The organism is Streptomyces sp. NBC_00353, assembly GCF_036108815.1.
Classification (GTDB): domain Bacteria; phylum Actinomycetota; class Actinomycetes; order Streptomycetales; family Streptomycetaceae; genus Streptomyces.
The window spans coordinates 7,086,348-7,106,978 of sequence record NZ_CP107985.1 but is presented as its reverse complement, the minus strand read 5'-3'; the positions used below and the strand labels follow the sequence as shown (position 1 = coordinate 7,106,978).

Here is a 20,631-nt window from a genome sequence, read left to right as displayed (position 1 = left end):
GAATGGAGATTTCTACGAACTTCCCCTTTCACTGAACACACCCCGAACCACACCCGTATGGAACGTCACGCTTCTCCCTCGAAGCATGAGGAGTTCCATGGGACGCACATCACGCAAACGTTCGACGCTGGCCAACCGGGCGATTGTCGCCTCGGCCGCATTGATTCTGGGCGGAGGTGGCTTGATCGCGGTCAATTTCTACGCATCGGCGGGAGAAGGATCTTCCGGCTCGCCGCCCGGCCGGACATGGAATGCGGGCACCCAGATGTCCACCATCGACTGCCCCGACGTGGGTAACGAACTTCCCGACGTGCCCGATCAGGCGCGCTGGGAGGTCGACCGCGAACTGGCTGCCATGGATACCCAGATCACCGATGCCTATCAGCAATTCGCCGACCGGAAGGACGAGATCTCCCGCGACCCCGGGCTTGCCGAGAATGCCGTACTCGGTCCACTGAAAGCCAAGCGGACGGCGAGCATCGACCGTATCGCCACCGCCGTCGGGCGCAATGCGGACCGTCCGGGCGGGCTGGACGGGCTGGCCCCGTGCAGTCTGCGTGCCGACGACAGCAATGACATGGGCGATCAGGGCGCCGGCCAGGGTCAGGACGACGGCCAGAACAACGGTCAGGACGGCGGCCAGGGCAACGGCGCGAACCAGGGCGCCGATGACGGCCAGGATCAGGGTCAGGATCAAGGTCAGGACCAGGGCCAGGGCCAGGGCCAGGACCAGGGCCAGGGCCAGGACCAGGACCAGCAGGGCAACGGCCCCGAGGCGTCCGACTTCGTCGACATCCAGTCCGTGCAGCCCAATGTCGACAGGCCACGCCAACGCCGCGGCGCCTCGCGCGGTACGTTCACCACCAACTGTGGGCGTAACGAGAACGGCAAATTCAACCCGGACAATGTCATCGTCGCGCCGGGCGTGAGCAACGGCGCTCACCATATGCACGATTACGTCGGCAATCAGGCCAACGACGCCTTCGCCAGCGATGACGATCTGGCCAATGGCGATACCAGTTGCCGGAACCAGGGTGACAAGTCCACGTACTACTGGCCTGTCCTGCGTCTGCAGAACGGGACGGCGGAGAACGACGCGGACGCGGATGGCGGTGGCAAGGACCAGAACATCGGAGAGATCCAGACTCCGTCCCAGGTCACGCTGAAATTCGTCGGCAATCCCACCGGGAAGGTCACGGCGATGCCGCGCTTCCTGCGGATCATCACCGGGGACGCCAAGGCATTCACCAACGGCGACGCCAACGCCAATGCCTCATGGAGCTGCACCGGATTCGAGAACCGGCAGCTCAAGGACAAATACCCGATCTGCCCGGACGGCAGCCAGGTGGTCCGCTCGTTCGCATTCCAGAGCTGCTGGGACGGGCAGAACACCGACTCCGCCAACCACCGCACCCATGTCGCCTTCGCCCAGGACAACGGGCGGTGCCCGAACGGCTTCAGAGCCATTCCGCAGCTGGTCCAGCGCATTGTGTACGACGTGCCGCCGGGCCCCGGCTTCGCCGTCGACTCCTTCCCGGAGCAGCTGCACAAGCCCGTCACCGATCACGGTGACTTCATCAATGTCTTCGACGATAACCTGATGAAGAAGGTGGTGAGCTGCATCAACGGCGGGCGCAAGTGCCGCTGATCCCCCCTCCGCAGCACCCCACCCCCCTACCTGCGCGGTCAGCTCCCGTGGTGACCGGAGTGCCCTCCCTCGCTCCCCCCACTGCCACTACTCCCCGAGTGGTGCGGCGAGGCGGTCTCCACCGACCCCCCGAGCCGGCCGCGCAGCGCTGCGACCACGTCGGGCTCGCCGACGGCGACCCACTTCCGGCCGACGAGATACAAGCCGCCGTAGTCGTTCGCCTCATTGATCCACTCACGCTGCCCGCGGTCGGTCGCGAAGGTGGCCAGCACATAACGTCCGTCGTTCGTCGTGCAGTTGGCCTGGCGCAGTTCCTGCGCGTCGGTCTGGATGTTCGGCTTGCACTGCGCCTTCGAGGCCAGCTGCTCCAGGCTGCCGGTCGCGGTCGGCGGGACGTCCGGCTTGTTGTCGCCGCCCCCGCCCGCTGAACAGCCCGTGAGAAGGGTCAGGCCTGCGAGGGCTGCCACGGCTGCCCGGATCCCGAGCCTGCCGGCCCCGAACCGACCGGCCTTGAACCCACCGGCCCCGGAACCACGTCCTCGTCGCATCTCCAACTGCGTCACCATTCGGCCATCGTGCCCCTTCGCCCCCATCGGCGCGGCCGAACGGCCCGATCGGACAGCAGCGACCGTACGCCGGAGTGACCATCGCACGATTCGCTCGTTCTGCTGAACGTGCGTCCACTGCCAGAAGTACCTTCCGCCGCAGCCCCGGTGGATGATGGGGAGCAGGTCGATGTGGAGCAGGCCGAAGCGGCGCTCGTCGAGCACTATCCGCGGTTGGTCCGGCTCGGCTATCTCGTACTGCCACCCTCCCTCGGCCGCAACCGCCGTGTGCTGACCGCCCACGCGCTCGCTCAGCGGTCCCTGCCACTGGGACGCCGGAGGGCGTTCGCCGCCGGGGACGGTGTCCCGCTCCCCCGCCGGCCCGTCGGTGCGACCGGGGTCGACCCGGGCTATGCGCTCATCCGGCAGCGGGTGCTGCGTACCGCACTGCAGGCGGGCCTTCCCCTGCGCCGGCCGGCGTGGCCGCGACGGGCCCAACTGCCGCCGCTGCTCCCGCTGGTCTGGGGGCTGCGCCTGTTCCCGCACTCCGGCGGCGCGGACGAACTCGCCCTGGACCAGGCCCTGTCGGCGCTGTCCGGCCCGGCGCGCGCGGCACATGTCCTGCGCGGCCTGGAGGGTCTCGCGGACGGCGAAGTGCGGCGGGTGCTCGCCGCCGCCGGGGTGGCGGACCCGCGTGCGGCGCTGATGGAGGCCGACGCGGTGGCGGCGCCGTACGCGCTGCTGGCCTCCACGGAGTTCGACCCCTGCTCCCTTCAGGCCCGCCCGCCGGATCTGCTGCGCCGCCGCCAGCACTCGAAGGCTGCGCTGGCGGCGGTCGCCGCACTGCTGGTGTGCGGGGCGCTGCTGGGGCTGCCCGGCAACGGCTGGGGCCGGGACGTGACGTCCGCGCCTCCGTACGCCCGTAACCCCGCAGCCGAACAGGCCCTCAAACCAACCGCGTTGCGACGCGTGGAGCCGGCTTTCTGGCGGCGCTCGCCCCGTATCGACTTCACCGCCTGGCCCACCCGTGGCGACCGCACCGACGACGCCCGGCTGCTGCGGCGCGCACTCGCCGTCTGGGCGCGCCCCGGCGCAGCGGTACGGTCGTCGACGACGCCGGGGACGCCGGTCGGGCCGCCGATGGGCTCCCCGCAACTGCTGTACGCGGGCGAGGTGGGGCCGGCCACGGTCGTGCTGTTCTACGACGGGCTGCGCATCGTGCGGTACGCGGAGGCGCGCAACGCCGATCCGGCGCAGGGCGCGGCGCTCGACTTCGCGCGGGTCGACAGCGCGGACGCGACCTCGGCCGACGCCCTGATCGTGAGCCGCGGGACCCGCACGGTCCGCTATCTGACGGCGCCCTGGGTGCGCGGGGTGTCCGTACGGGATCTGCTCGCCCCCGACCGGGCAGCACGGACGCTGCACCGCGACCGCAACGGCGTCACCGATGCCCTGCCGAGCCCGGCAACGGCCTCGCGCTGCCGCTCCTGGTCCGCCGTCGAGATGCACGCCGGTGCCTCGACCCGGCTGCTGACGGATCTCGGCGAACTCGCCCCGGCCCGGCTGACCTCGGGATCGCCGTCGGCGCCGCACGACGTGTCCGGGCGGGCCGAGCGGCAGAGCTGGGCGCGGACCGCCTGTCTGCTTTCGGCGGTCCGGTCGCGCGGCGTACGGTCGGTGAACTCCTGGCCGTACGCCCGGCAATGGCTGCCCGAGGGCAACGGCTACGCGCAGTGGCTGTGCACCCGGGCGGAGACCTGGCGGGGCACGGGGAGCAGGGTTCTCGCCCAGTTCCAGGACCCGTCCACACCGCCCGCCGCAGGCGGGGTGGTGCCGCCGGGAGCCGTCGCGGCGCGCGCCGAGAATTCGCCGGCCTGCGGGGTGCGGGATCCGCGGGTGCTGGCGGGTGTGCTGTGGAAGTCGCGCGGCGGCCGGTGGTACGTACTGGCGGCGGGCAGCGAGGAGTTCGCGTCGCTGACGACGTCCGGCGGGGTGGGAGGCCGGGCGCAGGGGCATCTGCTCGCGATACGGGCACGGGCGGGTGACCGGGCGCAGCTGAGCGGGCTGCTGGCGAACGGGAGGCGGGTGGGCGCCCTGCGCTGACCATGCCGCCGCGCCCTTCCGTGTTGCACGCCGTGATCCTCTGCTCGGCCGAATGGCGCCCGGCGGCGGACCGTCCGGTGTGCCCGCGGAGCAGTGCACGGAGTCGCTGCCGGACGGGCGCGCCCCCGATACCTCGGCAAGAACCAGCAGGTCAGGCGGGGTGTTGAGAGGCGGGTGGCGACGGACACCGGAGGGGGCGGAGGGGCGGACAGACCTCCACGGATTGCCTACAGGACTCGGTTCCGAGATCGGTGGCATTGCAGCAGATCGGGTGTCTTGGAGCGCGTGGCGCGGTCGTTAACGGTCGTCGGGGGGCGACGGTTGCGATGTCCAATCCGAGCAGGCGCTTCGCCGTCTGCTGCGACAGGAGAGATTTCTATGCATGTTCCACGCTTCGCTGCCGCCGTCTGTGTGGCCGCCGTCGTCGTGCTGGGCGGTGCCGGCGCAGCTCAGGCCGCCGCCCCCAGCGCCGTCGGGGTTGCCCACTCCGTGCAGGTCAAGGACGGTCGGCACGGGGATGGCGACCGTTGGGACGACGGCCGCTGGGGCCAGGACCGCCGGGACGACGGCCGCTGGGGCCACGACCACCGCAAGCACGGACGCTGGGGCCACGACCACCGCAAGCACGGACGCTGGGGCCACGACCACCGCAAGCACGGACGCTGGGGCCACGACTACCGTGACCGCGGAGGCTGGGGCTACGACCAGGACTGGTACCGGGAGTACCGTTCCCGCTGATCCGATCCGAACCGCAGTTTGAACTGGGCCCGTGGCGCCCTCCACCGAGGAGGACCGCCACGGGCCCGACGCGTGCGCCCCGGCTCGGCCGCGTCGCCGACCCGGCACGGTCCGGGGCGTGCTTCCGGCAGTCGCTGGGACGAACGCAAGGGACAGCCCCCTTTGTCACCCACCGATCAGCGACTGCAGGAATTCGCTGCACGCCCCTGTTCCCTCTGCGTACCCGTCAGTACATTGACAACATGTCTAACACGCAGCCAGCGGCGGTCGCGTCGGAGCGAACTGAGCTGAAGGCCCGCAAGGTCTCGTTCGCCTGGGAGAAGACTCCCCTCCACTGGGTGCCGGGCGACCCCTTCAGCACGCACACGATGAATGTGCTCCATCTGCTGCTCCCGGCCGGGGAGCGCTGGTTCATCCACGTGTACCGGCAGGTGCTTCCGTACATCCATGACGAGCAGCTGCGACGCGACGTGATCGGGTTCATCGGCCAGGAGGCCGTGCACTCCCAGGCCCACGACGACGTACTCCCCCACCTCAAGAAGCTCGGGCTCGACCCGACCCCGTACACCGCACAGGTCGACTGGTTCTTCGAGAAGCTGCTCGGCGACCGGACGCTGCCGCCGGGCCGCGCCCGCAGGTGGTGGCTGATGGAGCGGGTGGCGATCATCGCGGCGATCGAGCACTACACGGCGTTCCTCGGCGACTGGATCCTGAACTCCGAGGCCCTGGACCGCAAGGGAGCCGACCCCACCATGCTGGACCTGCTGCGCTGGCACGGCGCGGAGGAGGTGGAACACCGCTCGGTGGCCTTCGAGGTCTTCATGCATGTCGACGGCGGCTACCGGCGCCGGGTGCGCACCTGGGGGCTGGCCTTCTCCGCCCTGGTCTTCCTCTGGCAGCGCGGTGTCCGCTTCTTCATGGAGAACGACCCCAGCCTGCTGGACGGCAAGGCGTCGTTCAAGGCGTTCTACGACAGCGGCAAGCGCGGCACCCTGCCCTCCACGCCTGCCCTGCTGCGCTCCATCCCGCGCTATCTGAGCCATTCCTACCACCCCTCCCAGGAGGGCAGCACGGCGCAGGCCATCGACTATCTCGCCCACTCGCCCGCGGCCCTGGCCGCCGAGGCCCGTATGACGGGAACCCACTGACCCATGGCCCTGCCCCGCCTGCGCACCGTCCTCCTCTTGACCGGCGCCGCGCTGCTCGCCAAGCGCGCCCTGCACCGCCGCATCGAGAAGTCCCCGCTGTGGCCGCTGCCTGCCCTGGAGGAACCGGTCTCGGGTCACTCCGGCCGCCGTTCCACCACCACCCGCCGCCTGCTGATCACCGAGCGGACCACGCCCGCGGACGGCGTGGTCCAACTCCGCCTGGAGGGCCAGGATCTCCCCGCCTGGCAGCCCGGCGCCCACCTGGACCTCGTCCTCCCCTCGGGCCTGGTACGTCAGTACTCGCTCTGTGGTGACCCGGCCGCGCCTGACACGTACACGGTCGCGACCCGACTGGTCGAGGACGGCCGCGGCGGTTCGCGCGAGGTCCACGCCCAGCTGCACGAGGGCGTGGAGATCGAGGTCCGCGGCCCCCGCAACCGCTTCCCGCTCGTCGCCAAGGCGCCCGCGTACGTCTTCGTCGCGGGCGGCATCGGCATCACCCCGATCCTCCCGATGCTGCGGGCGGTTGTCGCCTCCGGCGCCGACTGGCGACTGCTGTACGGAGGCCGTACGCGCACCTCGATGCCGTTCCTGGACGAGATCGAGAAGCTCGGCGCGGAAGGCAACCGCGTCACGGTCGTACCGGAGGACGAATCCGGCCACCCGGACGCGGCGGCAGCCCTCATGGACCTCGCGCCCGGCACGGCGGTCTACTGCTGCGGCCCGGAACCGCTGATGGACGCGGTCGCGGCCGCACTCCCGGCGGACTGCGCCCTGCACCTGGAACGCTTCACGGCAGCGGCCACATCACCGGCCGGCTCCGGCTCCTTCGACGTGGAACTGCACCGCACCGGCCGTACGGTCCGGGTCGCAGCCGGCCAGTCGATCCTGGCCGCGGTCCGCGAGGAACTCCCGTATGTCTCGTACTCCTGTGAACAGGGCTTCTGCGGAACGTGCCAACAGCGCGTACTGGAGGGCGAGATAGACCATCGCGACGAACTCCTGACGGACACGGAACGCGACGACTCGATGCTGATCTGCGTGTCGCGGTGCCGCGGGGAGCGGCTGGTACTGGATCTGTAGGGAGGTGCGGGCGCAGGGCCGCCCGGACACCACCGAGCCCCCTTCCCGGCCCGGTCGGTACGCTGGTGGCATGACGACCGGGGTGCGGCGCAGGATGGGCGTCGATGAGCGCAGGCAGCAGCTGATCGGTGTCGCGCTGGAGTTGTTCAGCCACCGCGCCCCCGACGAGGTGTCCATCGATGAGATCGCTGCCGCCGCCGGGATCTCCCGCCCTCTCGTCTACCACTACTTCCCGGGGAAGCAGAGCCTGTACGAGGCGGCTCTGCGGCGGGCGGCCGACGAGTTGGCGGGGCGATTCCTGGAGCCGCGTGAAGGACCCCTGGGGGCACGGCTGTTGCGGGTCATGGGGCGGTTCTTCGACTTCGTCGACGAGCACGGACCCGGGTTCTCCGCGCTGATGCGGGGCGGGCCCGCGGTCGGGTCGTCGACGGCGAACGCGATGATCGACGGAGTGCGGCAGGCGGCGTACGAGCAGATCATCGCCCACCTGGGGGTGACGGATCCGCCGGCGCGACTGGAGTTGGTCGTGCGGTCGTGGGTGTCGCTCGCCGAGTCGACGGCGTTGATCTGGCTGGACGGGCGGCGGATTCCCCGCGCCGAGCTGGAGATGCAGCTGGTGCACGACTTCGCGGCGCTGGCCGCGGTGAGTGCGGCGTACGACACGGAGATGGCGGCCATCGTGCTGCGGGTCCTCGCCGAGGAGCCGGTCGACGGGCCGTTCGGAGATCTGCTGGCGCGGCTCTCCGCCTTCGCGCCCGCCGTGCCGGCTGTGCCCTCGCAGCGGTTGTCCTGACGACCGTACGGGTCAGCGCTTGCGGTAGGACGGGTCCAGGTCGCGGGTCTCGGCGGAGGCGTGGACCGTGAGGCCGTCGGCGTCCTTGAGGTGGGCGGTCAGCAACTCCATTACGGACTCGGTGAGCTGTGCCTTGATCTCGTCGGTGCGGCCGGGCAGCAGGCCGATCGAGATGTGCAGGATCGCGTCGCCGGTGGCGGCGTCGGCCACGACGGACTCGTCGACCCGGCGGAAGCGGGTCTTGCAGGCGGCAATCTTCGTGGTGACCGTCTCGGCAACCAGCGGGTGCAGGGCTTGTGCGAAGCCGCGGCGGTCGAAGGCGTCGTCGAGTTCGGCGGAGTAGTCGACGGTGATCTGCGGCATCTGAGGCTCCGGGGTGCGGTACGGACCGTTGTCAGACCTCACCTTTACGGTGATCAGCGCGACCGCACAAGGGAATTCACTGCCCACCCCGGACTCCTCGGGGCTCGCATCGCCACCGGGCAACCTCCTGCGAGGGACGCTCGACGGCACCTGGCCCGAGCCGCTGCCGTGGGTGTCCTCGACGGCACCTGGGGCCGCGCGGTGTCCGGAAGGTCAGGGTCGGACAGGTTACGGCGTACGGTGAGGCGCGTCGCGAGGCGTCGAAGGTTCCTCGCCGAGCTCGGCGAGCCACATCCGGCCGTACTCACGGATGGTGTCGAGCATCCGGTGCCGCCCTCCGTCCCGCTTGACGACGGACTTGGCGACCAGTCCCCTCAGCGCGGTGACCACGCCGTCCTCGGTGAGCGGTCCTTCGGCGCAGACCTCACGGGCGGCCGCTTCGTCGAAGTCGCCGCGCAGGACGGTCAGCCGGGCCCAGAGCAGCCGTTCCAGCGGGGTGCAGAGTTCGTGGCTCCAGCCGATCGTCGTGCGCAGGGTGCGGTGGCGCGGCGGCCACAGCGAGGAGTCGGTGAGTACGTCGAAGCGGGAGCCGATCCGCGCGGCGACCTGCTCGACGGTGTGCCGGCCGATGCCTCCGGCGGCCAGTTCGATGGCGAGCGGAATGCCTTCCAGGCGGCGGCAGATCTCGGCGGCGGCCTCGGCGTGGCCCGGTGCGTCGAAGGTGACGTCGGGGTCCGCGGCGCGGGCCCGGTCCTGGAACAGGGTGAGTGCGTCCGCCGCCCCTTCGACCGGCAGCGGTGCCACCTCGATGAGCTGCTCGCCCTTGATGTCGAGGGGCTGTCTGCTGGTGGCGAGCACGGTGAGGCCGGGCGACGTGGTGAGGATCTCGCCGAGCAGATGGCCGCAGGAGGGGCGCAGATGTTCGCAGGAGTCGAGAATGAGCAACAGCTCTTTGTCGGTGAGCCATTCGCACAGGGCGTCGATGGGCATGCGCAGGGTGTGGTCGGAGAGCCCGACGGCGTCGCACACGGTCGCGACGAGTGGTCCGTCGCCCTGGAGCGGGGAGAGATCCGCCCACCAGGCTCCGTCGCGATGGGCGGGTGCGGCCTGCCGGGCGGCGCGGACCGCGAGTCTGGTCTTGCCGACGCCTCCGGCGCCGACGAGTGTGGTCAGCCGACAGGCACCAAGCAGGTGTTCGAGCCGGGCGAGTTCCGCCTTGCGTCCGACAAAGCTCGTTGTCTCCTCGGGAATGTTTCCCACCATGGTCACCGTCACTGTCACTGTCCGGCACGCGGCACGATCGAAACCTGCTCCGCCGGTGGAGTGCCGGGGCGCCCTGCTCCTTCCCCCCGGGCGGCCGGGGCGGGCTGAACCGGCCCGCCGGCCCGTACGGCGTGGGCATGCGCCCATCGCCTGTGCGTACGGGACAGCGGGCCGTGACCGGTCCATGTGGTGGGAGGGGCGCACCCGGGAGTGTGGGATGTGGCTCACTCCCCGGCGGCTGCCCTCAACGTAGTCCTGTCCAGGTCACCTCAGGGAGAACACGGCCACCGTGCGTCCCGGGACGGTGAAGCTTCCCGAACTCCTCTCGTACGAAGCCTTCTTGACAGTAGAATCCGCCCCCGTGGCCTGGACGGGGTGCAGGGCGTAGTCCTTCCCGGCCAGCTCCGCGATCTGCTGGTGCTCGGTGCCGGGGGTCGCGTTGAGGACGATCACCAGTTTTCCGAGCCGCATCGTGATCACGCCGGGCGTCTCGTCCTTCCCGGAGAGCGGGAACGACAGGGCGGACTGCACCTGCTCCGTGGTGGAGAGGTCGAACTCCTTCTCCGTCGTGCGGATGGTGAGCAGGTCCTGGTACGCGGCGGACGCACCGTTGATCTGCGCGCAGCCGGGGCTGAGCGCTGCGGCGGTCAGCAGCGGCTTGGCATACGACCACTTGGACTTGTTGTCGGCTGCCGGGGGAAGTCCGCGGCCGAAGCCGTTGCCGTCCCGGCAGTCCCAGTGCAGTGCGTTGAACCAGTCACCGCTGTCGTACGAGTTGCGGTCCAGGGACTTGGAGCGCAGCAGGTCCGAACCCGCCTGGGAGAGCGACGGGCCCTGCGAGAGGGTGGCGGTCGCCATCGCCAGGACCTGCATCCTGGCCCGGTCGGCCGCCGAGGTGGCTGCCGGGAGTTTGAAGGCGAGCGCGTCGTACAGCGACTCGTTGTCGTGGGCGTCGGCGTAAGCGAGGGCGTCGCCGGGGACCGCGGCGTATCCGGCGGGGGCCCCGTTGTAGTCGACACCCGAACCCTTGACCGTACGACCCGAGGAGTCGGTGAAGGTGTAGTCGGCGAGGTTGCCGGTCAGGCCCACCTTGATCAGGTCCTGGTAGTGGAGCAGCCGGGCCTTCTGCTCGGCGCGGGTGCCGTTGGCGGTCGAGGTGTTGGGGTCGGTGTAGAGGCCGCTGGCGAAGCCCTGGACGCCGGGGTCCTCATCGAACGGGCCGCCGCCGCGGACGGCGTCGCGAGCCCGGTCGGAGAAGGTGGCGACGCCGGTGCCGGCCATGTTCTTCTGGGTGGCCTGGACGAAACGGGCGTCGTCGGCGATCTCACCGAAGTTCCAGCCCTCCCCGTACAGGATGATCTTCTTCCCGTCGACGCCGTCCTTGGCCACGGTCAGCGCGTCGAGCGCCTTGCGGACGGCGAGGATGTTCGCCTTCGGGTGGTGGCCCATCAGGTCGAAGCGGAAGCCGTCGACCTTGTACTCCTTGGCCCAGGTGACGATCGAGTCCACGACGAGCTTGCCCATCATGGTGTTCTCGGGCGCGGTGTTGGCGCAGCAGGTGGAGGTGGCGACGGTGCCGTCGTCCAGGAGCCGCTGGTAGTAGCCGGGCACGATCCGGTCGAGGACGGACTTGTCGTCCTGGCCGGAGGCGACGGTGTGGTTGTAGACGACGTCCATGACGGTCCGCAGCCCGGCGCCGTTCAGTCCCTGCACCATCTGCCGGAACTCCACGGTGCGCCGGGTGCCGTTGGGGTCGGAGGCGTACGAGCCCTCGGGGACCGTGTAGTGCAGCGGGTCGTAGCCCCAGTTGAACCCGTCGTTCGCGGCGGCCTTCGCCACGCACGCCTGCTGCTCCTCGGAGTCGGGGGCGTACACGGACAGGTCGCAGGCCGGCTTCTGCTGGGCCGACCTCTTCTCGGGGATGGTGCCGATGTCGAAGGCGGGCAGCAGATGGACGTAGCTCGTGCCGGAGTCGGCGAGCTCCTTGAGGTGCTTCATCCCGTCCGAGCGGGTGTCGGTGAAGGCGAGATACTCGCCCGGGTGCCTGGACGTGGGGTCCGCGATCGAGAAGTCGCGGATCTGCAGCTCCTGGATCTGGGCGTCCCGCAGCGGGACGGCGGCGGGCTTCTTCAGGCCGGTCCAGCCCTTCGGCGCGAGACCCGGGGCGTCGAGGTCGACGACGAGGCTGCGGGCCGAGTCGGTGGTCAGGGCGGTGGAGTACGGGTCGGTGACCTTGTTGGTGACGATCTTCTGGACGGTGGGCGCCCACACCTTCACCACGTAGCGGTACGGCTTGCCGGTCCACTGCGCGGTGCCGGTGACGGACCAGACTCCGGTGCGGTCGTCGCGCCGCATCGGGATGTTCTTCCCGTCGAGCTCCAGGGCGACGGTCTGCGCGGTGGGAGCCCAGACGGAGAGGGTGGGACGGCCGTGGCCGAAGACCGGGCCGAGCGCCGCGGTGCTCGCGTTCTTCCCGTACAGGTCGTCGAGCACGCCTGCGCTCTGTACGCCGGTGGCGGCGAGCAGAGCGCCGTTGGCGGCACGCTGGGTGGCGATCAGCTGGCCGCGCAGCGCCTCGCGGACCCTGTCCCGGTCACGCGGGTCGACGGTGAACGCCGGGTAGTCCTTGAGGTGCGGGTACTTCGCCTTCTGGACGTCGGTCAGCGCGGACGGGGTGAGCCGCAGCCACCGGCCCTCGTCGGAGAGCGCCCCGTCGACGACGGAGATCCCGCCGTCCTTCGCGTAGACGAGTTGCTGGCTGGTGGCGTCGCCGGCCTTCACCTTCCACACGACGGTGTCGGAGTCGATCCACTGTGCCTCGGCCTTGGTGAGGTCGGGGGTGGGCACACCGCCGGTCTGCGGCAGCAGATAGCCGGGCTGTCCGGCGATCATCCACACCTCGTGGTCGTACGTGGCGATGTCGAGCGACTGGTCGCTGGGGAGGTCCTTCTCGTCGCCCTTGTGAAGGATGTAGCTGAGCGAGGCGGCGCCGTCGGTGAGCGGCACCTCGAAGGTGACGCCGTAGGCGTCCTTCTTCACCGGCTGGAGCGGCTTGGACCAGTCCGTGGGTTCCTTGGCGCCGGTCCAGGTGTGCAGTCCCCAGCCGTCGTAGTCGCCGTCGGCCCGGTGGTAGTGCAGGACGGCCTTCGTCGGGTCCTGCGCGGGGTAGGCGCCCTCGGGGGCCTCGTCGGCCTGGCCGTCCTTGCCCTGCTCGATCCAGACCTGCCCGGTCCTCGCGAGGTCGACGGTGCGCTGCGGCCCGTCGGCGGTGCCGTCCTTCTCGACGGTGTACGGGACGGAGGACACACCCTCGTCGAGCTTGATCCAGGCGAACGCGCCGTAGGCGTCGCGTCCGGTGAACTCGGCGGACCTGTCGCCCGACTCGATCTGCCAGCCGTCGTAGTCGCCGTCCGCGCGCTTGTAGTGGACGACGGCGTAGTCGCGCTCGACGGCGACGGGCTTTCCGTCCGCCGGGGCCTGTCCCGCGGTCGTCGAGGCGAGGGCGCTCGCGGTGCGTCCGGCGCGGTCGACGACAACAGCCTTGTAGCGAAGCGGTGTTCCCGCCGCCACCTTGCTGTCCAGGTGCTGCGTGACCTTGTACGGGGCGTGGTCGGCGGAGCCGAGGGTGACCCATGTGCCGTTGCCGGTCTGGGCGGCGAAGGCGACCCGGTTGAGGGATCCGCCGTCGACATCCGCGGAGATCTCCACGGTGCCGGTGGCTCCGGCGGCGGGTGCCGTCAGCGTGATCGAGGGCTTGGCGGCCGGGGCGCCCAGGGGCTTCTCGGCGCGCAGCACAATGCTGGAGAGGGCGGGCACGGTGACGGTGATCTTCTTGTCGGCGTCGCTGCGGACCGTACCGGAACCGCCGTACAGCGTACGGAAGTTCATGGCGGCCGACGCGGTGGGCAGCTCGACCGTCCTGGCAGCGGTGCCGTTGTTGGTGGCCACGACGTACTCGTTCGACCGCTCGGGGTCCGTCCGCGAGAAGGCGAGGACGGATCCTTCCGCGTACCGCTCGGTCTGGACGCCGTCACGCAGGGCCGGGTTCTTCCTGGTCAGCTCGGAGAGCGCGGCGATGTTCCGGTACAACGGGTGGCCGGTGTCGTACGCGTCGGAGGCGTGCGTACGGTCGGTGCCCAGCTGGTCGTCGTCGAGGTAGTCGGCGGTCTTCGAGGCGAACATCGTCTGGCGCGCGTCCTTGTCGCCGCCCGCGCCGGTGAAGCCCTGCTCGTCGCCGTAGTAGACGACGGGGTTGCCGCGGCTGAGGAACATCACCTCGTTGGCGAGGCGGGCCCGGTCGACCAGCTCGGCGTCGTCGGCCTTCGGGTTGTCCTGCTTCAGGAACGCGCCGATGCGGCCCATGTCGTGGTTGCCGAGGAAGGTCACCTGCTCATAGGCGTTGGCCTTGTCGGTGGTGTACCGGTAGTCGTCGCCGAAGACGGCGGCGAGCTTCGAGGCCGGGGCGCCCTGCGAGGCGTACTGCCGGGCCGCCTCCTGGAACGGGAAGTCGAGCGTCGCGTCGAGCCGGCCCTGGGTGACGTACGGGGAGGTGAGGGCGGTGTCGGCGGAGTAGACCTCGCCGAACATGAAGAAGTCGTCGCGGCCGTGCCGCGCTGCGTAGGTGTCGAGGGCGGTCGCCCACTGGGTCCAGAAGTCCAGGTCGACGTGTTTGACCGTGTCGATCCGGAACCCGTCGATATCGAAGTCGCGTACCCACTTCTCGTAGATCTTCTCCATGCCGGAGACGACCTCGGGGCGCTCGGTCCACAGGTCGTCGAGGCCGGAGAAGTCACCGTACGTGGTGGACTCGCCGGCGTAGGTGGAGTCACCTCGGTTGTGGTACATGGTCGGGTCGTTGAGCCAGGCCGGGACCTTCTCCCCGGTGTTCATCGGCGTGTACGGGAAGGAGTCCGCGTCGACCTTCGCCAGGCCCTTGCTGTCGTCGAACGGGCGGCCGTCCCGGTCGAGGTACGGGTAGGCGCCCTTAGGCCTGTACCCGTACTTCTTCTCGGTGTAGTCGACGGTGTCCGCGGTGTGGTTGGTGATGACGTCGAAGAAGACCTTCATGCCCTTGCCGTGGGCCCTGTCGATCAGTTTCGACAGGTCGGCGTTGGTGCCGAAGTGCGGGTCGACCTGGGTGAAGTCGGTGATCCAGTAGCCGTGGTACCCGGCCGATGCGTCCTTGCCGGTGCCCTGCACGGGGCGGTTCTTGAAGATCGGGGCGAGCCAGATGGCAGTGGTGCCGAGGCCCTTGATGTAGTCGAGCCGGTCCGTCAGGCCCTTGAGATCGCCGCCCTGGTAGAACCCCTTGTCCGTGGGGTCGTAGCCGGTCTCCAGCCGTGAACCGGTGAGCCCGCCTCGGTCGTTGGAGGTGTCTCCGTTCGCGAACCGGTCGGGCATGACGAAGTAGAACTGCTCGCGGGTCAGATCGTGCCGGGCGGACTCGGCGGCGAGCGCCGCGTCCGACGGCGGGCCCGGGGGCCTCGGCGCAGCGGAGGTGGCTGCCGCCGGGACGACAGGTATGAGCGCCGCGCACAGAGCGGCGACGGCTCCCCGTCTGAGGGTGGTACGGGACACGGGTGAGGTCTCCTTGATCGGTGTTGCAGGGGTTCTCGGGGTGGACGGACTCGTGGGACGGGCCGGGGGGTCGGGGGTCCACCAGGGCGTCTCCTCGGGCGCCGCAGACTCCCCGGCACCGCGTGGAAACCGCGCCCTTACTGCGTCGTCCTGCGGGGATCGCCCTGGTACACCCCGCCCCGGGGAACCCGGGGGCCTCCGGCACTGGACGCTCCCGGGTCGGCGGCGGTGCGCCAGGAGGGGACGTATCGGGGCGATCCCCGCAGGGTGACGCAGCAAGTGGACGGTTCGCGCGCGGTGTCGGGGAGTCTGCGGCACCCGAGGAGACGCCCCGGTGCGGCACCGACCCCCGGGCCACCGTCCGGACCGGGGCGACAGGGTCAGCGCCCCGCCCCAGGCGCACCGACCCCCGGTTCAGCCCCCGGACCGGGACGACATGGTCAGCCGCCCCGGCCCAGGCGCCGGGTTCAGCTTCGCCAGACGTCGCTCGTCAGCGACACCTTGCCCGACGACGGCACCGTCGCCGAGCGGTTGGCGCCGCTCTCCCACGTGACGGCGCCGCTCGCGTCCTTGCGGACGTACTTGTACTCGAACGACGTGCCGGCGGGCATGCTCACGTCCAGCTTCCAGACCGGGTACGTCGCCGGGTCGAGCTTGAGCGCGCTGTCCGTGTTCCAGTTGCCGAGCGCGGACTGGTTCCCGGTGACGTAGATGTTCTGGCCGAGCTGGGTGGTCGCGTTGACACCGAAGGAGGCGCCGGAGGCGCCCGCACCCGGGTCGGTGGTGCCACTGCCGGTGCAGGTACGCGCGTTCACCTGCAGTGCGACAGCGGTGTTGGCGCCGAGCGTCGCGGTGAACTGTCCGGAGCCGTTGACGGTCACCCCGTTGCCGGACTGGACGTCGCAGTAGTTGCCGGCGGGCAGCGACGTCTGGAACGTACGGGTCAGCGACGAGCCCTCGTGGTTGATGGCGACGTACGCCTTCGACCCGCGGCCGAACGCGATCTGGTCCCCGCCGTTGTCCCACCAGTCGGTGACGGCCTCGCCTCGCGCGGTGTTGCGGAAGCCGACCATGGAGGAGATCTGCGGCCAGGCGTGCTGACACTTCCAGCCGTCGCTGTAACAGGCGTTCACCGTGCCGCCGTTGGGCGGTCCCGCGTCCTTGTCGGACCACTCGTAGCCGGAGTGGACGTCGGGCGAGCCGTACGGCCAGGCCAGCATGAAGACGTTGGCGAGGGTGTAGTTGGCGCCGTCCTTGTAGTTCAGGGTGTCGCCGCCGCGCTCGGTGTCGTGGTTGTCGACGAAGACCCCGGCCTTCGAGGACGGCATGAAGCCCCAGCCCTCGCCGAAGTTCTTCAGCTCGGCGAGGTTCTCGTTGTTGAAGACCTGCTTGAGGCCGCGGGCGTAACGGAACTCCTGGACGTCCCCGGTGCCGGTGTACTCGTCGGGCGAGACGGCTTCGCCCGACCCGTAGATCGCCTCCTGCTTCCAGTAGACGCCGGGGTCGGTCAGCCGCGACTTGATGTTGGCGAGGTCGCTCGCGGGCATGTGTTTGGCGGCGTCGATGCGGAAGCCGTCGACGCCGAGCGAGCGCAGGTCGTTCAGGTATCCGGCAATCTTGCCGCGGACGTAGTCCTCACCGGTGTCGAGGTCGGCGAGCCCGACGAGTTCGCAGTTCTGGACGTTGGCCCGGTCCTGGTAGTTGCTGATCTGTGCGGTGCAGTCGTCCATGTCGAACGAGGAGTACAGGCCGGGGTAGTTGTACTTCGTGTACGAGGAGCCGCCGGTGCCGGTGCCCGAGCCGGCCGCCATGTGGTTGATGACGGAGTCGGCGACGACCTTGACGCCCGCGCTGTGGCAGGTGCTGACCATGGCGGCGAAAGCGGTGCGGTCGCCGAGCCGTCCGGCGATCTTGTAGCTGACCGGCTGGTACGAGGTCCACCACTGGCTCCCCTGGATGTGCTCCTGGGGCGGCGAGACCTGGACGTAGCCGTAGCCGGCCGGACCGAGGGAGTCCGTGCAGGCCTTGGCCACGGAGTCGAATTTCCACTCGAACATCACGGCGGTGACGTCCTTGTTGCCGGGTGCGGACGCCTGGGCGGGAGTGGCGGTGGGGATGAGGGCGGCGGCGCCGGCTATCAGAGCGAGCGCTGCAGACAGCGGTCTGCGTGCCATGTCTTTCCTCCTGCGGTGGGGGGAAATGCGGGGATGACGGTGCAGCCTCACGTGGCAACGCGCCCTGCCCTCAAGGCTCCTGAAGGTTCTTGCTGCAAGAATGCAAAGCTTGCCGCGGAGCTGACCGTACGAGCCCACCCCATCCGGGTCAACCCCCTGGACACGACCCGCTTACATCCCGCTCACATCGACGAAATCTTGCATTTTTCTTCCTGCAAGGATTTACGCAAAATATTGCGGCACTGTTAAGTTCATCCCGACTCCGGCCCGGTCGGCCGGGGGCCCCGGCACCCCAGGGGTCCCACGCGCCCGGCCGGCCGGGCCGGTCACGGCAAGAGAGGCACCCGGAGTCGCTCACTCCCCGCCGGCCCTGTCCAGGGCCGACTCCCGGTGCCTCTCCTGTGCGTGCCGCTGTGCGTTCGGTCAGGCCGTCACGCGGCACGAACCGCGGCGGTGGACCCCCGTACCACCAACTCCGGCTGGAACACGTACTCCGTGCGCTGCACGGGACTGCCGCCGATCTCCTCCAGCAGCGCGCCGACCGCGGCCGCCGCCATCGCCTGCACGGGCTGCCGCACCGTCGTCAGCGGCGGATCGGTGAACGCGATGAGCTGCGAGTCGTCGAAGCCGACCACCGACACGTCGCGCGGCACGTCGAGCCCGCGGTCCCGCGCGGCACGAACCACGCCCAGGGCCATCAGGTCGCTGCCGCAGACGATGCCCGTGCACCCCTGATCGAGCAGCGCCCCGGCCGCCACCTGGCCGCCCTCGACGCTGAACAACGTGGAGCAGACGAGGAGTTCCGCCTCGGCGCGGGGCAGGCCCAACAGCTTGACGGCGGCGTCGACGAAGCCGTCCCGTTTGCGGCGGGACGGCACATAGCGCTGCGGCCCGATGGCCAGGCCGACCTTGCGGTGGCCGAGTTCGGCGAGATGTCCGACGGCCATCCGCACGGCGGCGGAGTCGTCGGGCGAGACGAAGGGGGCGCTGATCCGCTCGTTGTAGCCGTTGATCAGGACGAACGGCACGCCGCGGTCGGTGAGCGCGGCGTACCGGGACGGGTCGGCCGACAGATCGGCGTGCAGCCCGGAGAGGAAGACGATGCCGCCGACGCCGCGTTCGACGAGCTGCTCGACGAGCTCGTCCTCGGTGGCGCCGCCGGGCAGTTGGGTGCAGAGCACCGGGGTGTAGCCGTGTCCGGCCAGGACCTGCTCGACGGACTGCGCGAACGCCGGGAAGATCGGGTTGGTGAGCTCGGGGGTCACCAGTCCGATCAGCCCGGCACTGCGCTGCCGCAGCCGTACCGGGCGCTCGTAGCCCAGGATGTCGAGCGCCGCGAGCACCCGCTGACGCGTGGTGTCGGCGACGCCCGGCTTGCCGTTGAGGACCCGGCTGACGGTCGCCTCGCTGACCGAGGCCTGACCGGCGATGTCCGAGAGTCTCAGCGCACCGCCGGTCCTGGGCAGAGGGACGGTCACACCGTCCACCACACCGTGGTGTCCGCGGGCAGCTCGATCTCGGCACCGTCGGTGACGACGGGGCTGCTGGACAGCAGCACCTGGCCGCGGACCGGGATGCGGACCGGCCGGCCGGTCGTGTTGACGGTGCAGACGAAGCCGGGGCGGGCGAAGGCCAGCAGCCCTTCGGGGGCGTCCAGCCACTCCACTGCGGTCCCGGCGCCGAGCCCCGGGTGCACCCGGCGGGCGGCGAGCGCGGCCCGGTACAGCTCCAGTGTCGAGCCCGCCCTGCCGGTCTGGGCCTCGATGCTCAGCTCACCCCAGCTGTCCGGCTGGGGCAGCCAGCTGCCGCCGCTGCCGAAGCCGTAGGAGCTGCCTTCGCGGGTCCACGGGATCGGCACCCGGCAGCCGTCGCGGAAGCCGTCCTGGCCGTCGGCGCGGAAGAACGACGGGTCCTGGCGGGCCTCGTCGGGCAGGTCGGTGACGTCGGGCAGGCCGAGTTCCTCGCCCTGGTAGACGTACGCGGAGCCGGGCAGCGCCAGCATCAGCAGGCTGGCGGCGCGGGCCCGGCGCAGGCCCATCTCGCGGTCGCCCGCGGTACGGATCTGGGTGCCGAGGCCGGGCGGGTTGGCGAACCGGGTGGCGTGCCGGGTGACGTCGTGGTTGGAGAGCACCCAGGTGGTGGGGGCGCCGACCGGGCGCATCGCGTCGAGCGAGACGTCGATGACCTTGCGCAGCTCGGCTGCGTCCCAGTCGGTGGACAGGTACTGGAAGTTGAACGCCTGGTGCATCTCGTCGTGGCGCACATAGTTGGCGGTGCGCTCGACGGTCGGGGTCCAGGCCTCGGCGACGGCGATGCGGTCGCCGGGGTACTCGTCGAGGATGGTGCGCCAGGAGCGGTAGATCTCGTGCACGCCGTCCTGGTCGAAGAACGGCATGACATCGTTTCCGAGCAGCTTGAGCTGGTCGTGGGTGCCGAGGTCGGGCAGGCCCTCGGCCTTGACCAGGCCGTGGGCGACATCGACGCGGAAACCGTCGACGCCCATGTCGAGCCAGAACCGCAGGATCGAGCGGAACTCGTCGGCGACGGCCGGGTGTTCCCAGTTGAAGTCGGGCTGCTCGGGCGCGAACAGGTGGAGGTACCAGTCGCCGGGAGTGCCGTCCGGGTCGGTGGTCCGGGTCCAGGCGGGGCCGCCGAAGATGGACTCCCAGTCGTTGGGCGGCAGTTCGCCGTCCGCGCCCTTGCCCGGGCGGAAGTGGTAGCGCTCGCGCAGTGCGGAGCCGGGGCCCTCGGCGAGGGCGCGCTTGAACCACTCGTGCTGGTCGGAGGAGTGGTTGGGCACCAGGTCGACAATGATCCGCAGGCCGAGGTCGTGGGCGTCCCGGATCAGCGCGTCGGCGTCCAGCAGCGTGCCGAACATCGGGTCGATGGCGCGGTAGTCGGAGACGTCGTAGCCCGCGTCGGCCTGCGGCGACGCGTAGAACGGGCTGAGCCAGACCGCGTCGACGCCGAGGTCCTTGAGGTACGGAAGTCTGTCCCGTACGCCTGCGAGATCGCCCATGCCGTCGCCGTTGCCGTCGGCGAAGCTCCGCGGATAGACCTGGTAGATCACCGCGTCCTGCCACCAGCCGGTGCGGTGGCCCGGAGCAGCGTCGGACGTGCCGGTGGAGGGGGCAGCGAGGTGCTGGGTCATGTCGTCCCTGAGGTGTCTGGGTGGGGAGCGGCGCCGGGACCGGGT

12 protein-coding genes and 1 pseudogene are annotated in these 20,631 nt (G+C 70.3%); 6 read left to right on the top strand and 7 right to left on the bottom strand.

Annotated elements, in window-relative coordinates:
- Positions 1-97 precede the first annotated feature (97 nt).
- The gene (locus OHA88_RS31985) at positions 98-1,648 is read left to right on the top strand and encodes a DUF1996 domain-containing protein (RefSeq protein WP_328628055.1); all 1,551 of its coding nucleotides are present in this window, start codon (positions 98-100) and stop codon (positions 1,646-1,648) included.
- 38 nt (positions 1,649-1,686) lie between these two features.
- Here the strand turns inward: OHA88_RS31985 and OHA88_RS31980 are convergent, their stop codons facing one another.
- On the bottom strand, positions 1,687-2,127 hold the full coding sequence (locus OHA88_RS31980; protein ID WP_443044385.1) for a hypothetical protein: 441 nt from the start codon (positions 2,125-2,127) through the stop codon (positions 1,687-1,689).
- 195 nt (positions 2,128-2,322) lie between these two features.
- Between OHA88_RS31980 and OHA88_RS31975 the strand changes: the two genes are divergently transcribed.
- From OHA88_RS31975 to OHA88_RS31955, 5 genes are all read left to right on the top strand, one after another.
- On the top strand, positions 2,323-4,296 hold the full coding sequence (locus tag OHA88_RS31975) for a hypothetical protein (protein WP_443044313.1): 1,974 nt from the start codon (positions 2,323-2,325) through the stop codon (positions 4,294-4,296).
- 378 nt (positions 4,297-4,674) lie between these two features.
- Positions 4,675-5,034, top strand: coding sequence for a hypothetical protein (locus OHA88_RS31970; RefSeq protein WP_328628052.1), 360 nt, complete (start codon positions 4,675-4,677; stop codon positions 5,032-5,034).
- A gap of 242 nt (positions 5,035-5,276) precedes the next feature.
- Entirely contained in the window at positions 5,277-6,182 is a 906-nt protein-coding gene (locus OHA88_RS31965) for a metal-dependent hydrolase (protein ID WP_267005496.1), read from the top strand.
- Positions 6,183-6,185: 3 nt separating this feature from the next.
- The gene (locus tag OHA88_RS31960; protein WP_328628051.1) at positions 6,186-7,265 is read left to right on the top strand and encodes a PDR/VanB family oxidoreductase; all 1,080 of its coding nucleotides are present in this window, start codon (positions 6,186-6,188) and stop codon (positions 7,263-7,265) included.
- A gap of 70 nt (positions 7,266-7,335) precedes the next feature.
- The gene (locus OHA88_RS31955) at positions 7,336-8,058 is read left to right on the top strand and encodes a TetR/AcrR family transcriptional regulator (protein ID WP_326630863.1); all 723 of its coding nucleotides are present in this window, start codon (positions 7,336-7,338) and stop codon (positions 8,056-8,058) included.
- A 12-nt stretch (positions 8,059-8,070) separates the two neighbouring features.
- Here the strand turns inward: OHA88_RS31955 and OHA88_RS31950 are convergent, their stop codons facing one another.
- The 6 genes and pseudogenes from OHA88_RS31950 to OHA88_RS31925 all read right to left on the bottom strand — a co-directional run bounded on the left by OHA88_RS31950 (position 8,071) and on the right by OHA88_RS31925 (position 20,586).
- Entirely contained in the window at positions 8,071-8,421 is a 351-nt protein-coding gene (locus tag OHA88_RS31950) for a 5-carboxymethyl-2-hydroxymuconate Delta-isomerase (protein WP_328629843.1), read from the bottom strand.
- Positions 8,422-8,688: 267 nt separating this feature from the next.
- Positions 8,689-9,684: pseudogene (locus OHA88_RS31945) on the bottom strand (ATP-binding protein); the annotation flags it as partial.
- 264 nt (positions 9,685-9,948) lie between these two features.
- Positions 9,949-15,261, bottom strand: a complete 5,313-nt coding sequence (gene pulA / locus OHA88_RS31940; RefSeq protein ID WP_328628050.1) for a pullulanase-type alpha-1,6-glucosidase — start codon at positions 15,259-15,261, stop codon at positions 9,949-9,951.
- 467 nt (positions 15,262-15,728) lie between these two features.
- Positions 15,729-17,435 (bottom strand): carbohydrate-binding module family 20 domain-containing protein, encoded by a 1,707-nt coding sequence (locus OHA88_RS31935; protein ID WP_328628049.1) that lies wholly within the window; start codon positions 17,433-17,435, stop codon positions 15,729-15,731.
- 431 nt (positions 17,436-17,866) lie between these two features.
- Positions 17,867-18,925, bottom strand: coding sequence for a LacI family DNA-binding transcriptional regulator (locus OHA88_RS31930; protein WP_328628048.1), 1,059 nt, complete (start codon positions 18,923-18,925; stop codon positions 17,867-17,869).
- Positions 18,910-20,586 carry a glycoside hydrolase family 13 protein gene (locus tag OHA88_RS31925; protein ID WP_328628047.1) on the bottom strand — a complete coding sequence of 559 codons (1,677 nt, stop codon included), beginning with the start codon at positions 20,584-20,586 and terminating at the stop codon, positions 18,910-18,912. Before OHA88_RS31925 ends, OHA88_RS31930 begins: the two co-directional genes overlap by 16 nt.
- Positions 20,587-20,631 lie beyond the last annotated feature (45 nt).